The sequence below is a fragment of the Chroococcidiopsis cubana SAG 39.79 genome (genome assembly GCF_003991895.1).
Taxonomy (GTDB): domain Bacteria; phylum Cyanobacteriota; class Cyanobacteriia; order Cyanobacteriales; family Chroococcidiopsidaceae; genus Chroococcidiopsis; species Chroococcidiopsis thermalis.
Window position 1 is genome coordinate 1 of the sequence record NZ_RSCK01000071.1, and the last position, 17,420, is coordinate 17,420.

Consider the following 17,420-nt stretch of genomic DNA (forward strand, 5'->3'; position numbering starts at 1 on the left):
TCAAGTCTCTGTTGAAGATCTACGTTGCTGGTTTACTCATTGCTGTTATTGTACCTCAGTAGACTAGAAAATGCTCTATTGAATTCTTAATTGCAGTGTAAACACATAAGTGTAGTCTGCACGCATCTCAGTAGCGATCGCTACAGATTTTTTGTCAAGCGTGTAAATTGCACGATTCCATAGTCATTTTAGAAAAACGATCGGTAATTGCACTGAATTTTTAGTCCAAATTAAACTCATCTATGCAGAATTCAGTTGCGATCGAAGTATATCTATTGAAAATAAATTCAGTGTTTGTCTTCAGGTAGTTTACAACCATCTCGGACAAGATAAATCTGTAGTAAATTCGACCTCTACCTCAAGACTGAAGTTTGGCACTACTAAAAAGGAGATTTCGAGAAAATATTATTTTGCTGCGGCTTCTCAGCTCAAATTTTGTCACGGTCTTGCTGAGAAAACCTCAGCTATGAGTTTTGTCTAACTGTGTAATTTGTCTAACGGTGTGAGACTAACCCGACGGTGGTTAGTTATTGAAGATCTGAACCCTGTGGAAATATGAACACTCAAACCAAACGGCTTTATCGCCAACTGCTTGTAGCTACCTTATTAATGGGTGGCACTTTTAACATGACTGCACCTGTTTTGGCGCAGGCTGTACCGACTGCACCACTCACGGGTGCGGGAACTGAGATCAAAAACAAAGCGACTGCTACTTATGAAGACCCCAGTAACCCTGGTACGATAAATGCAACTTCTAACGAAGTGACTATCACAGTAGCAGAGGTTGCAGGTATCGCTGTTGTTGGTTCGACACCTGTTGACAGGAACGGTAGTAGTGTCTCCAACGGAGATATTTTAGACTTCGACTTTACAATTACTAACGTCGGTAACGATACCACTGCTATCTACATTCCAGGCAAGACAATCCTAAATACAGGAGGTCGTATTGTCGGCGGTCAAATCGGTAGTACAGCTGGAGCCAATAGCGTTTATATCGTTAGAATTAACGGCAACACGCTGACAACTCCAGTTGCCGTTCCTGATGCTGGCGTTCAATCAGATAATGCTGCATTTATCCTAGCTATTCAAGGCGCAGGCTATGCTGCTTTTGATGGCTCGATTGATGTCAACCAAGAGATAGTAGTACGAGTTCCTGTCACAGTGACAGAAACCGTAGCAACTAATCCAATTAGCGTGCAATTCGGTAACACTGCCGATCCTGGAACGCAGAATCGCCAGAACATCCTATATGCAGCCGATGCCACTACTGATGATGATGTGCGGACTGCTGACATATCCGAACCGGCTCCTAGAAATTTAGGTCCTGCAAATGGAGAACGGGAAGCAGCAGCATTCCAATCGATTCCTTTAGGAACGCAGGTCACTACCCGCGCTCTAGCAACTGTACTCAAGACTCGCTCTCTACATACTCCTAATACTTCAGCGCTCGATGACGACCAGATTCGTTACCGTTTAGACTTGCGCGTTGAAGGCTCCTATCCCAATGCCTCCTCCTTTGCTGTAAGTAACTTGGAAGGAACGGCTCTGGCTAACGCCATTACGGGTGCAGGCGCTCCTACTGGAGCTGTGATTTTAGTTTCTGATGTCATTCCTACAAATACAGTTTTGGATGCTGGCTTCTTACCAACCGCACCTTCAGGCTGGACTGTAGTGTATAGTAATGACGATCCTGCGGCGGCTAACGCTACAGCCCTCAGTGCCAACTGGACAACCACTGCACCTACAAATCAGGCTCAGGCAGATTTAGTGAAGCGGATTGGTATTGTCCGTACTGGCTCAATGACTGCTGGATCTTCTACACTTACCGATACAAATGGCTTCCAGTTCCAGGTAAGGACAGCCACGGGCTTCGCTGGTGGTCAAATCCTCAACATTGCTCAAGCCTTCGGTCATACCCAAGGAGATAGCGATCTTAACCGGATTATCTATGATGAGTCCGGCGACCAATTCCCCAATAACTTTGAGGGTACGACAACTCCTTACGCTGACGGTGCAGGTGGCTTCGATCCTGCTAATGATGACGGTATAGCTCTTGCTACTTACGGTAGTGACCCCAGCAACCAACCTGTAAATAACCCACAGAGTAACCTGGGTACGGGTAGTGATGGTGAAGTTAACCTACTTTCCATTGACGCACCTGGTAGCATTTTGACCGGACCTAGAGGAGTTCCAGGGGCAACAGGTCCAGGAAACTCCAATCAGACTGACTACGTGAACCAGTCAATTTCGCCGCCAGTGGGTAAAGATCCTGCCGTTGCGCTCACAAATGCAGAAACTCTCGATCTTGTTTTCAATAACACGGTCAGAAACCCCAACTCGCTTGGACTCAACAACGTAGTTCTGAAGCCAATTCCCGCTGAACAAGCCGATTACGCAGCAGATAACACGGCTGCTAACCAGCAAGACCCCAATACTGGTTATGGTACGAATGCAACCTTACCAAATGGTACGACTGTCAAGATCGAGTATGGTGGACAATCAGCCACTTATACATGGAATGGCAGTACCTTTAGCACTACTGATACACCAATTAAAATTACTACGCTCAACGGTCAGGTCAGCCTTGACTACACAGTAACAGTAAATCTTGGCGATGGTGCTGCTCAAAACGCTGCATATCCAGTGGCGATCGTGGCATTTGTCGATGAAGATAATAACAATGAGTTTAGCCGGACTTCAACGACTCCCACGGCTGAAAGTATCTTCAACTTGAAGGTCGATCGAACCTACACGGGTTTCGTGAAGCTGACAAAAGAAGCTCGGATTTTGGATGATGCTGGTAATCCAATTACTGTAGATGCAACTGGTGCTGCGATCGCAGATCCTAATGGATTTACAACGAATCCAGCTAGACCTCAACCCGGTTGGAAGATCGAGTATCGGATTTCCTACGAAAACATCTCGACACCTGCTTCTACTGGTGGTAGCGGTAGCGTTCAATTGAGTGCTAGCAACTTCAGAATCTTTGAAGATGGTACTGGCGATACGACAAACCCCAGAAATGGTACTTGGGCTGCAACTACAGAACACGTACAGACAAAGGCAGTTGGTACACAGGGAACAGTCAGCTTCTACAATACGACGATCGATACGATCAATCCTGGCTCTGGCGTACCTGAAGCTTTGACGAATACTGGTTATGTCAACTTTATCGGTAGTTTAGCTCCGAATGGTACAGCAGGAACACCACAAGGAAACTTCAAGTTCCAGCGTTTAGTGAAATAGCTGGAGCGAATAGAATTCGCGACTACGATTGTGTAGTCGCGAATTTTAGGCTCAAGTGCTTTGCAATATTCCTACCTCTCTGTTACATCCGTGCCTTGAATGGGCAAATTAATGGATGGATTTGAATCATCAGGAGACTGTCACAATGAAACATTTGTCAATGTTTGGCGTAGCTGTCGCCGTATTATTATCTGCACCTCTAGGCGATCGCATGGTTAGCGCCCAACAACAGCCAAAAGCAACAGTTCAAAACATTCAATCTCAACGCCCCGTACAGTTAAATCTGATGGCAGAAAAGAAAGTCATGCAGAAAGACGCGCAGGGCAAGCCAAAAGCAACTTGGCAAGCAATGCGGGGAAAAGTTACAGTTTTTCCAGGGGATGTGATTCGCTATACCGTGCGCGGTGCTAACAGTGGCGATCGCCCAGTCAAAAATCTCGTCTTAACTCAACCAATTCCCAAGCAGACGACATATATTTTGAATTCTGTTACGATTAACCATCCTGGGGTTGCGGTTACGTACAGTATTGATAATGGCAAGAGTTTTGTCGAAAAACCAACTGTAAAAGTCAAATTAGCTGACGGTAAGGTTAAAACCGAGCCAGCACCAGCAGAACTCTACACTCACATTCGCTGGAAATTTGACAAAGCAGTTGATTCTAGCAAGTTGGTTGGTGCAGCTTATCAAGTCAAGGTGAAATAAATTCGGAATTCGGAATTCGGAATTCCGAATTTTTACATGAGCGTCGATCCCCCTAAATCCCCCTTTTTAAGGGGGACTTGGAAAGGTTGAACCCCCCTTTTTAAGGGGGATTTGGAAAGGTTGAACCCCTCTTAAAAAGGGGGGCAGGGGGGATCTAAAAGCTCTACTAGGTCAAAACAATACTGCTCAAATCTCTTCTTAAATAATAGCGATCGCCATTGCACAATTGACCTAAATCAACATCGGCTTGTCCTCCAATTGCGGACAAATAAAATAATTATCCAAACGCAGATGCAACCTCCGAACCGATTTTTTAATTATTGGTTGCGACCAATAGCAACAGCTCTTTTAGCTGGAGCTGTCTTAGAAACTTTACTAACTGGTCTAATTCAAGTAGGGGTAGCAATTGAAATCACTAATCAAGCAACTTATAGTTATGAGTTTAATAACGATAAATCAGATATTAAACAATCAATTCAAACGACAACAAATAAACTTTCTACCTCAGTAATCACCACAGATTTAATCGATCCTTTAGGGAAAATCACAGGCTGCGCTGGTGAAATTTTGCCTGATTATACAGGATTTAGTATTGGTTTATACGAACCAAATTCTCAAGATTTAACAACAACAGAAATTGCCGAACCTGTATCTCTCACTCGTACAGAATCACCAGATATTGCTAACAATAATATTTCCAGAGGATTAGAGCCAAATACAGAAAATAGCAATCCTTTTTTCCTCACTAATGGCAAAGAAGGGACTTATAATTTCCTTCTCGATCCTCAGCGGGGTCAGTTGGATCGCGGTAAAACTTATATTTTATTAATTCATCCCCCCGATAAATCAATTTATGACGAGCGCCGCATCAAGCTCACAATTGGAGAACGGGACGAGAGAGTTGTTGCTTATACCGCTACCTCTTTAGACGGCAAACCAATTAGTGCTACTGACAATCGCACGTCTATTAACGGAACGATTGACATTGAAAATGCCGAACGGATTGGATTAGTCTTAGCCGTTTTGGATTTGGATACAAGTGTCTGTCAAGCTCAAGAAGTACAAGTTGTCAAAACAGGCGATCGCGCTACAGCCGAACCTGGAGATACAGTTATCTATCGTCTCTCAGTCAAAAATCTCAGCAGCAGCCCGCTGAAAAATATCGTCGTCACCGATACCTTACCTCTAGGTTTTACCTTTATACCTAAATCCGTGCGGGCAGAGTTGGGCAAATCTCCAGTTGCGATCGCCTCTAGTCACGATGGCAGAACGATCTCTTTACGTGCAGAGGGAATAGAACTACCAAGTAACGCCACCAACGAGCAAGTTCTGAATATAGCTTATGCCGCAGTCCTCACGGCTGACGCAGTTCGCGGCACGGGTGAAAACCTGGCGAACGTGACCGGACAGCGCATTGATAACAACCAAACAGTCAAAGATGGTCCCGCCGTTCACAGATTACGGATTAATCCAGGCATTTTGTCAGATTGCGGCACGCTGATCGGACGAGTATTCGTAGATAAAAACTTTGATGGCGAACAGCAACCAGGAGAACCAGGAGTTCCCAATGCGGTGATTTTCATGGATGACGGCAACCGCATTACTACCGATATTCAAGGACTATTTTCTGTTGCCAATGTCATTTCTGGTTATCGCACGGGAGTTTTAGATTTCAGTAGCGTACCTGGCTACACCTTGGCTCCCAACCGCCGTTTTATCGAACGCAACAGTCAATCTCGTTTAGTGCATTTAGAACCTGGTGGAATGGCGCGGATGAATTTTGCTGTGACTCCGATCGCGAAGGAGGCAAAACCTAAATGAAGTGGAGAACGCGATTTTTCAATGCCTTCCTAGTAATTACTACAGTGAATGCGATCGGTTTGTTGATTCTGCCTAAAACTGCTAGAACAGAACCACTACAAACTCAAACAGAATTTGGTACTTACGTAGCAGCATTACCAATCGAATTGAGACAAGTACAGCGATCGGTGACAGAAAAGCGCTGGCACGATTATATTGCTGCATTACTTGCCCAACCTGAGACATCTGTACCTGTCGAGAATACCCAGGAATTTGGCACTTACGTAGCAGCGTTACCGATTGAAGCCGTTGCAACACCACCCTCAGAAACAGATCAACAGTTGCAACAACTGCTGGTGGCGTTCCTCGCTGCACCAGGGACAACAACAGTAGCTACGCCAGATTTCGGGAACGACACAGTTGCATTACCGATCGCCTTAAATCGAGAACAGACAGTTACGGATTTTCCTGAAGCTGAAGTTGCATTACTCTCTTTGCCAGCAGCATCAGATGTCATCGAAAATACTAACACTTCACCTCAGGACGTACCATCAGGAGCGATCGAACAAAATACAAATATCCCATCCCAGAGCGTACCGCAATCTGAAGCAGAGCAAAAGTATGCTAACTACTTGGTTGCTTTACGGGAACAAAACCAGTCACCAAACTCGGAAAATATCGATTCCCAGACAACTTCCACTCCAAGCCCAAATGACCTAAAATTTCTTTCGCCGCGATCGAGCCAAATCTTGGACGTGCCAGCGACTACGGTAACTGTGCAGTCTCCCGCAAATATTCCCGTTGAACTGTCAGTAAATGGCGAACTAGTCGATATATCTTTAATTGGTGGTACAGAAACAAACAACACGGTAAATTCCGTGACGCAGACGTGGTATGGCGTGCCACTCCAGCAGGGAGAGAATCACCTCACACTTAAAATTAAGACTGGAGATCGCGCTGGAGAATCAACGACAGTTAAAGTATACGTGCGCGGTAATACTAAACAAATCACCGTCCAATCGCAAGAATCGCGAATTCCCGCCGATGGACGTTCGACGGCAACGATTGAAGGGCAGCTACTCGATGACAAAGGCAATCGCACCAACGAAGATGCGATCGTCACTCTTGATGCTAGTGCTGGGGAGTTTGTCGGTACGGATGCTAAGCCCGATATCCCAGGATTTCAAGTCCTGGCACGCAAAGGACAATACTCGGCTGAGCTGCGATCGGGACTACAAGCGCAAACAGTCAGAATTCGCGCTGAAGCTTTTCAGCTAGAAGCATATACCCAATTTCAATTTGAAACGAATCTGCGCTCTAGTCTAGTTACGGGTGTTGTTGACTTGCGTTTAGGTGCGAGAGGCACTGATTTTTACAAGAGTTTTCGCGACTTTTTGCCCCCCGATGAAGACAACCGCACCGAACTGAGTTTTCATACAGCAGTTTTTGCCACAGGTAAAATTGGCGAATGGTTGTTTACAGGAGCATATAACAGCGATCGCACCCTGAATCAAAAATGCGACGGCACTTCGGGTTTGTTTCGAGATTACCAAGTCTGCGATCGCAACTATCCCGTTTACAGCGATAGTTCTAAAGTCGAGGCTGTCACCCCTTCTCAAGATAGTTTATATCTGCGCTTTGAGCGATCGGCATCCATTCCTGGCGCTGAGCCTGACTATGTGATGTGGGGTGACTACGATACAAAAGAGTTTGCTCGCTCCTCACAAGAATATACTGCGACTTCTCGTAACCTCCACGGATTCAAAGCAAATTATAATCTAGGAGATTTTCAACTTTCAGTATTCTATGGCGATAACGTTGAAGGTTTTCAACGCGACACGATCCCGCCTGATGGTACGAGCGGTTATTATTTCCTCTCGCGACGCTTGCTTATACCTGGAAGTGAAAACATCTCGATTGAAGTCGAAGAACTCAATCGCCCAGGTACGGTATTGTCACGTCAACAACTGGTTCGGGGTACGGACTACGACATCGACTACGATCGCGGCACGTTGTTATTTCGCGAACCAATTTTTCGCACGGCTGTAGATGAAAACGGACAAGTTTTGGTGCGGCGAATTATTGCCACCTATCAGTATGAGAGCCAAGAAAAGGACAATCGCATCTACGGTGGTAGAGTCCAGTACAACATCTCGCGAGAACTTGAAAATGAAAGTTGGCTCGGTGCAACTTATTTAAAAGAGGAACGCGGCATTCGCGACTTTGAACTTTATGGTGCGGACGCGCAAATTGCGATAAGTGACAAGATACATTTGATTGCTGAATACGCTCACTCTCAAAACGATTCAGAAATGATGGGAGAAGTCAGCGGTTCGGCTTATCGCTTAGAGGCTGAGGGAGAGATCGCCAAGGGGATTCAAGGTCGAGCTTATTGGCGCTCTACCGATACAGGTTTTAGTAACAACGCGACAACTAGCTTTGTCCCAGGACAAACTCGTTATGGAGCGCAGGTTACAGGACAGGTCGCTGCAAAAACTAATGTTCGGTTGCAGTATGACCATGAAGACAATCGCGGCATAGCACCTCAACCGTTAGATAATTTTACCGATTTATTTTCACCCCGTTCGGAGGCGATTCCAGGTAGTAAGGTTGACAACTCGCTGACAACGATTACAGCCGGAGTACAGCAGCAGATTGGTAAAGCCGACCTCACATTAGATTGGGTACATCGGCATCGAGAAGACCGGATCGAACCGAATGCTTTGAGCGGTACTTCAGACCAATTGCGATCGCGTCTCAAGTTACCTTTAACTGAAACTCTCACTTTTTTAGCCCAAAACGAACTGACCATTTCTAATGAAGAGGATGCTGTTTATCCAGACCGCACGATTATAGGTTTAGATTGGAAAGTTGCACAAGATTTGAGTATTCGCTTATCGCAACAGTTTTACAGTGGCAGTCAGAATGATGGTAACTCGATTACCAGTCTCGATTTTATTGGCGAACGCAAATTCGGTACGGATACCACTGTCAACGGGCGTTACTCCATTTTAAATGGAGGTGACGGGATGACAACACAGGGTGCGATCGGGATAAAACAAGGTCTGACCATTGCCCCTGGGTTAAAGCTGGACTTGGGATACGAGCATGTATTTGGTAGTTTCTTCAATCGGACTGGAGCAGGTAAGCAGTTCGTGCAACCTTTTACAGCGGGACAAAGTGCCTCTTCAATTGGCGTTGACTCCGGCGATAACTACCATATTGGCTTAGCATACACGCCTAGCGACGATTTCAAAGCTAGCGCTCGTTACGAACATCGGAATTCTTCTGGTGGTTCTAATACAGTTATTTCTGCAAATGTAACCGGAAAAATTTCTCCCGCGCTAACGGGTTTGGTTAACTATCAACAGGCGAATGCTTCTAACCAAAGACTCTCAGGGTTGGGAGATACGGCTCACTTAAAAGTGGGTTTAGCATATCGCGACCCGAATAACGATAAATTTAATGCTTTGTTACGTTATGAATATCGCAAGAATCCTTCTACAATTCCCGATACGATTTTACTCGGCAGCGGTACGGGTTCCAAAGACCATACTTTTGCTCTAGAAACTATTTATGCTCCTAACTGGCGATGGGAACTTTACGGCAAGTATGCAATTCGCCACAGTACCTCTTACTTAGCAGCAGATTTAGTCAATTCCAGTACGATTAATTTGGGACAATTACGAGCGACTTATCGCTTGAACGACAAAATCGATTTGGTTGGTGAAGCTCGCTGGATTAATCAACCTTCAGAAGATCGCAGCGAGACGGGTTTTGTTGCTGAAGCAGGCTACTACCTGACACCAAATCTGCGGTTATCGGCAGGATATGCTTTTGGTCAGGTGAATGATGACGATTTTAGCGGCTCTCGTTCTGCTGGTGGGGCTTATTTTGGTTTAACCGTGAAATTGAACGAATTGTTTGATGGTTTTGGGTTGCAAAAACCCGTTCCTGCATCGAAGAAAGCACAGGAGCAGGGGAGCAGGGGAGCAAGGGGGCAAGCGACCCCCCTAACTGAGCTTAAAAAGGAGGGCGAAAGTCGTTCGATTCCGCCTCAAGCAAATCCAAAGGCGATCGCTCCTAATACTCTTCCAGAAAGTAAGGAGGAAACAACTCAGGTTCAGTCATATTTAGACAGAGAAATAAATTCAACTTCGTTAGAATCTATCGCAAGGGAATAGCCATGCGCAAGGTTCAATTTTACAGTGTGCTAGGGACTCTAAAGCTTGAAGAGAAAGCGATCGCAATCCATCTATATTCCGGTAAGTTCGAGCTGGCAGCTTTTGTCTGCACCTTCATCTTATGTATTCTCGGCTATTGGACGCAGCCAGCCCAAGCTGAAGGTAGTAAAGAACTCAACTCTAGTAGTGGCAAGAGAGCTTATACTGAGTGGGATACCGTACAAACAACAGCTGGGATTGCTCGGAAAAGCACGCTCAAAGTTTACGTGAATGCTGGAGAAAAGATTAATCTTGGCTCTAGTGTCTACAACAGTGCTGGAGGAGGGACTCAAGATATTGTCTACCGCAGTCCTAATGGAGGACAGGATGGTTCTTGTGATGTCCTCCAAACGGGCTTCGGCTTGATTGATACAACCACTAAAGAAGCTAACGGACCATTTCCTAGTGCAGGCGGATATACTCCTTGCCAAATTACTGCAACTGAAACTGGAATCTACGAAGTAGAATTTCATGCTCCACTTTCAGATGGAACTGGTCAAAACCCGCTCATGATTGCTACAACCACTGCCTTTGCCACAGATGCAACTCAAAGAGCAACAGTAGCAGCTTGGGACATTACTGTAACTAATAGTTCCGCTCAAGCTATTCCTGGTCGGGTATTTGCGAATTACCTAGCTCTCAACATAGGTAATAATACGAATGACTCGATAGGAGCTTTGAGTTCTGCTGTATTTGTCAAGACCGCAGATGGTTATTTATACAGAATAGATTTCAACGGCTTAGATCCCTTTGGATTTATCATGCTATCCAATCCACAAGGGTTTACTTCAGGAGGAAATCGACTCTACAAATCCGTTCAACTTGGGAGTGGTGATAGTTTACCGAGTGGAGGCGCAATCGATAGCTCCGTAGCAGGGACTAATAAAATATTTTTTAATCCTCCAAGCATGGACTTACCAGCTACGGCTTCGCTACCTAGCGGTGGTTCGACATGGCTCCAGTCTTTAGTCGCTCCTCCTCCTGCTGCACCGACTAACTTTGAGTTCGTCGGCAAAGAAGCAAACACTCCTGGTAAAGCAGGTACATTTCCTTTGGGTGGTTATTTCAAATTTAATGTGGCTCAAGCAGGACGTTACCGAATTTTTCTAGACTTCAACGGTAATGGCACTTTTGATAGCAACGATCGCATCTTATCTGGAATTTCCACAGTTGGGACTAATTCTGTGGAATGGGACGGTAAGGATGGATTGGGTGTGGCTCTCAGACCCGATGCGACTGGATATCGTGCTAGTATTGCGGTCACGGTTGATGTTGGTGAAGTCCACTTTCCCTTTATTGACGCTGAGAACAACCCCAGAGGCATCATCGTAACGCGACAGAATTGTACTCTCAGCGAGCCATTAGCCGGGTGTACGATTGTCTACTACGACGATACTGGATTAATTGGAGGAACTGTACCCAATCCTATTGCTGCTAAGGGTGGAATTGACAGCAGTACAGGCGCTCATGCTTTTAGTAGCTCTTTTGGCGATCACAAAGGAATCGATACCTGGACGAGCGTTCCATCTACCTCTGACTCTATAGAATCTGGTGGCATCGTTCTCCGAGAAGCTGACCTGCAAGTGACGAAAACACATAGTTTTTCCAATGTTGTTGGTAGCCAAATTACTTACACAGTCACCGTAACTAACAAAGGTCCCAGCGATACAAGCGATATTGTCGTTACTGACAATATTCCTGGCACTGTTACTAATGTCACCTGGACTTGTGCAATTACTAATGATGTTGCTGGTAGTCTCGCTAATGCTTGTGGTGCAGCCAATGGTTCGGGGAACAACCTCAATACCACATTAACGCTTAATAAAGATGCAGTTGCCACTTTTACTATTACGGGTACTGTTCCTAGTTTTGCAGACTTGTCGAATTCAGTTACTGCTAAAACTCCACTAGATGTGACAGATCCGAATACAACCGCTAACGATTCTCACACTAACACTGTTACCGATACCTTTATATTTGGTACTCCTCCTACTGTAACTAAAACTGACGTGCTTGCTATTGATGGCGATCGTTCTGGTGGTACAACTCCTTTAGCAAACCAAGCTGTTACCCCAGGGGATACTTTAGAGTACAGGATTACTGTGACCAACCCTAGCACAAATACAGCAATTAGCAACGTCATACTGACCGATACCATTCCTGCCAATACGACTTATGTTTCTGGTACTTTAAGAGTTGCTGCGGGAGCTAATACCGGAAACAAAACTAATAGTCTAGATACCGATCAAGCAGAAATCATTAACAACAATACTAATGTTATCTTTCGTCTGGGAACAGGAGCAAACGGCACATTAGGGGGAAGTTTGACTGCTGGGCAAAGCACTACAGTCACATTTCGCGTTCGGGTTAACAATTCTTTTCCGAATGGTGTGTCTCAAGTGTCTAATCAAGCATTTGTCGCTAGCGACAAATTTCCGAGTCTTAAAAGTAACGATCCTGATACTTCTACAGCAGACGATCTGACTGTTACTCGTATAGCAGCACGGCTACGCTTAGTTAAACGAATTACAGCCATTAATACCACAAATTTTACTAATGTTGTCGATCCTACTACAACTAGCGATTTAAATGACAATAGTAATGTGAGATGGTTGTCTAACTATTTACAAGGCAAAGTCTTTGATACTACGCAACCTGGAGACGAAATTGAATATACAATCTACTTTATTTCGGATGGAGCGAATTCAGCAAATAATACAGCTTTGTGCGATCGCATTCCTACGAACACCAGTTTTATTTCTAATACCTTTAATAGTGGTTACACTGCTAATAGTTTAGGTTTATCAGGAACAGATAGAGGTATTCTCTGGCAATACAGCGGCACGACTCAATCGTTAACAAATCTCAGTGATGGAGATGCCGCAACCTATTTTCCCCCAGGAGTTGAGCCGAGTAACGTTTATCCCAATATTAATTGTCAGGGCAGTAATACCAATGGGGCGATCGTGGTTAATTTAGGTAGTTTACCCAATGCAACGGGTGCAGGTACGCCAATTAATTCCTACGGCTTCATTCGTTTTCGGGCTAAGGTGCAATAAGAAAAATAGCAGCACGAAATTTAAAGTAGGCGATCGCTGTTATACGTACACGTAGTTGGAGCGGACATAGAGTTTTGAACTGGAGCAGTTTTACATTATGTCTATACATAATTTACTTGTGAAGAATATACCTGAATCAAAATTATTGTACTGAAAGATATCTAATTCTAACTGGGCAAGCTAAATCATACGATCGGTTATGAGTTTTTACTAAAAGTTACAATACTTAGAAATTTTCAAATGTTCATAAACGAAAACCACTGTAAAACTGCTGATAACTACCTTATCAATCGTATCTATCGATTGCTAGCTGCCAAAAAACGATTCAATGACCGCAGATTCAATAAAACTACAATGATTAAAAAAATGAATTGCAGTCAATAAAGCTGGCGCGATCGCCACAATTTACTCAGGCTGGAAGAAGGATTGGCAATTATTATGAATAAACCTGTAATGTTAAAAAAACTTGCTCCAATTACCTTAACCGTTGTTGGAGTACTTTTATGTTGTCCCCTAAAAGCAAATGCCACTCCCAACTTACAAATTAAACCCATTTCCTGGGACATTATCGGTCTAGATAGTAATAAACCTGATATTGAAGGACCCAATGTTTTTAATATTGGAGCTAGAGTTTGTAATCTCGGTACATCTGCCGCTAAAGATATACAAGCGAAGATTAACTTGGGTTCGGGAACGGGTAGTGCTTATATTTCACTTCTCGGTCTGAATACTTTAAATATTAACTATCTACCTGCTGGCGGTGCTGGATCGACATTTCATAATATTGGTAATACTGGCGCAACTCCAGCTTACTGCACAGATTTTTATTTCAACATTCAAGTTCAGCGACTTCTAGCTGCTCAAAACACGTATCGAGAATATTATATTGAGGCAACTGGTAAAGATTTAAGCGGTACTCAGCTAGCGACAATTACAACTCCTCAACCTCGCCGTTTATACGTTGAAAAATTAGTCGAGCAGAATCGTAATAAGGTACTCACTTTCACAGGCACAACCACCGTACAATCAGGAGATATTGTAGATTATACGGTAACTGGTCAGACAGCAACTGGAGGTTATGAACAATTAGTTTTTGCTACTAACTTTCCCAACACTGTTTTTCAGGTTCTTAAAGTTAATACCAATTATACAACTCCCTCTGGTACAACTAATAATTCCATTTATGGTGATGCCTGTGGTTGGGATTCAGATCCTAATTCTAGTTATTACCGAACTTGCGATAATCTGAGTATTTCTGATGGTTATACAGGTGGAAAAGTTGGCGATGACTTTACTGCAAGATACAAAGTAAAAATTATTGCTACTCAGAATCAAACAATTGGTGTTTCTAGTTTGGTTTATGATAAATCTGGCTCTAGTTATCACTACAATACAACTTATAAAATTCCACCCGACTATGACATTAATATTAATGTTACTCCTGCTGTAACAGCAGATTTAAGTTTAACTAAGACAGTCAATAAATTACTGCCTAATGTAGGGGAAAATGTCACCTTTACGATTAATGTAAAAAACGATGGTCCTGACAACGCTACAAATGTCAAGGTTCAGGATATCTTACCTACTGGAATAACCTACGTTTCCTCGAATGCCTCTGTCACCTTTGGCGCTACGACTCCTACTTATCTCAGTGTCAGCGATTACAACGGAGGTGTTTACATTTCTAGTACGGGGATGTGGGATATAGGTACGCTTCCCAAAGGCGCTACTGCAACGCTTCAGATTGTGGCAACAGTAAATACCACTAATGCCATTACTAATATTGCTGAAGTCAACGCCAGCGACCAAACCGATCCTGACTCTACTCCGAACAACAATAACGTCAACGAAGACGATCGCGCTGCTGTAACTTTTAATCAAAGGGTATCCATTTCTGGTACGGTGTTTGAAGATGTTAACTATGGTGGTGGTGTAGGGCGCGACTATACGACTGCTAACAATTCAGCCGCAGCCTCTGGCTTCGCAACAGGCGTGATTCGCCGCCCAAACGTGCGGGTAGAGTTATATAGCTCGGCAGGCAATTTCTTGACTTCCACTCTCACTGATACTAACGGCGCTTACAGCTTCACCAATCAGCCAGGAAATACAAGTTACACGGTGCGCGTGGTTAACGGTACTGTAACTTCTGCCCGTCCCAGTTCGGGAGGTACGCTCATCCCGGTACAGACTTATCGTACCGATGCCACTACGGGAACTATAACTGCGGTTGCAGATCGGGTAGGGGGAGAAAACCCGACATTAGTTGATGCGGGCAATGGTAGTACCACGTTAGCCGCACTCACTACCGCTACAACCGCTGCTCAATCGATCGCCCAAATTAATGCTGGTGCTGGTAATATCACGGGTATAGACTTCGGCTTTAACTTTGACACCATAGTCAGTACGAGAGATTCCGGTCAGGGCAGCTTACGCCAGTTCATTATTAACAGTAATACTCTCAACAATACGAGTCTGGCTCAAGTTGGAGTGCTTTCCGGTAGGGAGGAGAGTATCTTCATGATTTCAGATGGTGCAGCTCATCCCGGTTTACGGGCGGGGTTACCTAACCAATTTAGCGGTGGTGTCGCCACAATTACTTTAGCAACTGCTCTACCCGCGATCGCAAATGCAACTAGTACTAACGCTAACCGTACTAGTATTGATGGTAGAACCCAAACTGCCTTAACTGGAGACACTAACGCACCAATATTTAACAACACGACTGGACCAGAAATTGTTCTCAACGTCGCCGCCGGTCCTGGGCTGGAAGTGCAAGCTAGCTTTACTTTTATTAAAAATATCGGTATTACTGGTGCTAACGGTGTAGGTACGGCAGGTGTGGGAGTCTATTTCAATGGTGCGGGGGCAGCGAACTCGCGGCTAGAAGATGCTACTATTTTTAGCAATGATAACTCAGGCGTAAAGTTTCAAAGTGCCACTAGCGCTTACGTTAATTCCAATATCATTCGTAATAATGGCGTGACCGATCCTCTTGCTGATGGGGTCGAACTGATTGGCTCTAGTAGCAATAACGTGACTGAGAATATCATCATCAACAACCCAGGTTACGGGATCGATCTACATACGACTACCAACAACAGCAACAACCTGAGTAGTAACCAGATTATCAACAATGGCGCACCCGACGACACTCAGGATGCTGGAATTGGTATCCGCTTAGGAAGCAACAACCTGATCGGTCAAAATACGATCGCTAACAATCTCGGTGATGGTATTGTCGTTGCTGCGGGAACGGGCAACACAATGACTGAAAACTCGATTTATAGCAACGGTGGACTTGGCATCGATTTGGGTGGTGGTAGCGAAGGTAATGGGGTGACGCTTAATGACAGTGGCGATCTCGATACGGGTGCAAATGGTCTATTTAACTTTCCGATTTTAGAGAGCGCTCAGCTTTCAGGTGGTAACCTAGTCGTTAAAGGCTTTGCTCGCCCTGGCTCGAAAATAGAATTTTTTGTCAAACAACCCGACCCCTCAGGTTTTGGTGAAGGACAAGAATATCTCGTGACGTTGGTTGAAGATTCGGCAGACGATGCCGATGCGACAACTGGCACTTATACTAGTCCCTTCAATGGTCTCAACCAAGGTACTGACACCACAAACCGATTTGAATTTTCGATCCCGTTAGGCAGTCTGCCCAATACAGTCACAACCGCTGACACGCTCACTGCTACTGCTACCTGTCTCAACAGCGAAAACTGCACTAGCGCCCCAAATGGCAGTACTTCAGAATTCAGCGGTAATATTACCATTACAGGCAGCCCTCATCTATCACTCGTCAAGCGCATTACTGCCATTAATGGCGTTCCTTTTTCTGGGTTTGATGGTACTGCTACTGACCCGAATAATAATGGCGATCTCGATGAAGATGTGAACTGGGGTTTACCGCTGGATGACTCCTTGAGAGGACAGATCGATGGCGGTTTTGTCCAACCGGGAGAAGAAGTCGAATACACGATTTACTATCTCTCTACTGGTGCGACTACAGCTCAAAATGTGTTGTTTTGCGATCGCGTTCCCGCAAATATGAGTTTTCTTGCTACTGGGTTCGATAGCTATCCCGTGCAAGCATCTGGAGGTTTACAAGGAGTAACACGGGGGATTCTCTGGCAATATAACGGGACGACTGAATCGTTAACAAATGTCAGCGATGGAGATACGGCAATGTATTTTCCCCCAGGAGTTGAGCCGAGTAGTGTTTATCCTAATGTTAATTGCCAGGGTAGCAATACCACTGGGGCGATCGTGGTTAATTTAGGCGATTTAATCAATGCGACTGCGCCTGGAATTCCTGCAAATGCCTATGGATTTGTGCGGTTTAAAGCTAAGCTCAACTAACCTAACCTTTACCTAGTGGTAGTTTTTCCC

At 44.6% G+C, this 17,420-nt stretch carries 6 protein-coding genes; all 6 read left to right on the forward strand.

The window, feature by feature from the left end; genetic code table 11:
- The first annotated feature begins 555 nt into the window (after nt 1-555).
- The 6 genes from DSM107010_RS27540 (at nt 556) to DSM107010_RS27565 (ending at nt 17,390) form a co-directional block, all read left to right on the forward strand.
- Nucleotides 556-3,246: a beta strand repeat-containing protein gene (locus tag DSM107010_RS27540; RefSeq protein WP_106166884.1), complete on the forward strand. Its 2,691-nt coding sequence runs from the start codon at nt 556-558 to the stop codon at nt 3,244-3,246.
- 145 nt (nt 3,247-3,391) lie between these two features.
- The gene (locus tag DSM107010_RS27545; protein ID WP_106166885.1) at nt 3,392-3,949 is read left to right on the forward strand and encodes a DUF11 domain-containing protein; all 558 of its coding nucleotides are present in this window, start codon (nt 3,392-3,394) and stop codon (nt 3,947-3,949) included.
- Between the two features lie 291 nt (nt 3,950-4,240).
- A complete protein-coding gene (locus tag DSM107010_RS27550; protein ID WP_106166883.1) occupies nt 4,241-5,770 on the forward strand; it encodes a DUF11 domain-containing protein in 1,530 nt (509 codons plus the stop codon).
- On the forward strand, nt 5,767-9,933 hold the full coding sequence (locus DSM107010_RS27555) for a hypothetical protein (protein ID WP_106166882.1): 4,167 nt from the start codon (nt 5,767-5,769) through the stop codon (nt 9,931-9,933). The genes DSM107010_RS27550 and DSM107010_RS27555 overlap by 4 nt, the downstream gene beginning before the upstream one ends.
- A 2-nt stretch (nt 9,934-9,935) precedes the next feature.
- Entirely contained in the window at nt 9,936-13,031 is a 3,096-nt protein-coding gene (locus DSM107010_RS27560; RefSeq protein WP_106166881.1) for an isopeptide-forming domain-containing fimbrial protein, read from the forward strand.
- Between the two features lie 438 nt (nt 13,032-13,469).
- On the forward strand, nt 13,470-17,390 hold the full coding sequence (locus tag DSM107010_RS27565; RefSeq protein WP_106166880.1) for a right-handed parallel beta-helix repeat-containing protein: 3,921 nt from the start codon (nt 13,470-13,472) through the stop codon (nt 17,388-17,390).
- The last annotated feature ends 30 nt before the right edge of the window (nt 17,391-17,420 follow it).

What these genes read in the sequence shown, in the direction of transcription:
- DSM107010_RS27540 (WP_106166884.1), top strand. Translation starts at nt 556, where the DNA reads ATGAACACTCAAACCAAACGGCTTTATCGCCAACTGCTTGTAGCTACC.
- DSM107010_RS27545 (WP_106166885.1), top strand. Translation starts at nt 3,392, where the DNA reads ATGAAACATTTGTCAATGTTTGGCGTAGCTGTCGCCGTATTATTATCT.
- DSM107010_RS27550 (WP_106166883.1), top strand. Translation starts at nt 4,241, where the DNA reads ATGCAACCTCCGAACCGATTTTTTAATTATTGGTTGCGACCAATAGCA.
- DSM107010_RS27555 (WP_106166882.1), top strand. Translation starts at nt 5,767, where the DNA reads ATGAAGTGGAGAACGCGATTTTTCAATGCCTTCCTAGTAATTACTACA.
- DSM107010_RS27560 (WP_106166881.1), top strand. Translation starts at nt 9,936, where the DNA reads ATGCGCAAGGTTCAATTTTACAGTGTGCTAGGGACTCTAAAGCTTGAA.
- DSM107010_RS27565 (WP_106166880.1), top strand. Translation starts at nt 13,470, where the DNA reads ATGAATAAACCTGTAATGTTAAAAAAACTTGCTCCAATTACCTTAACC.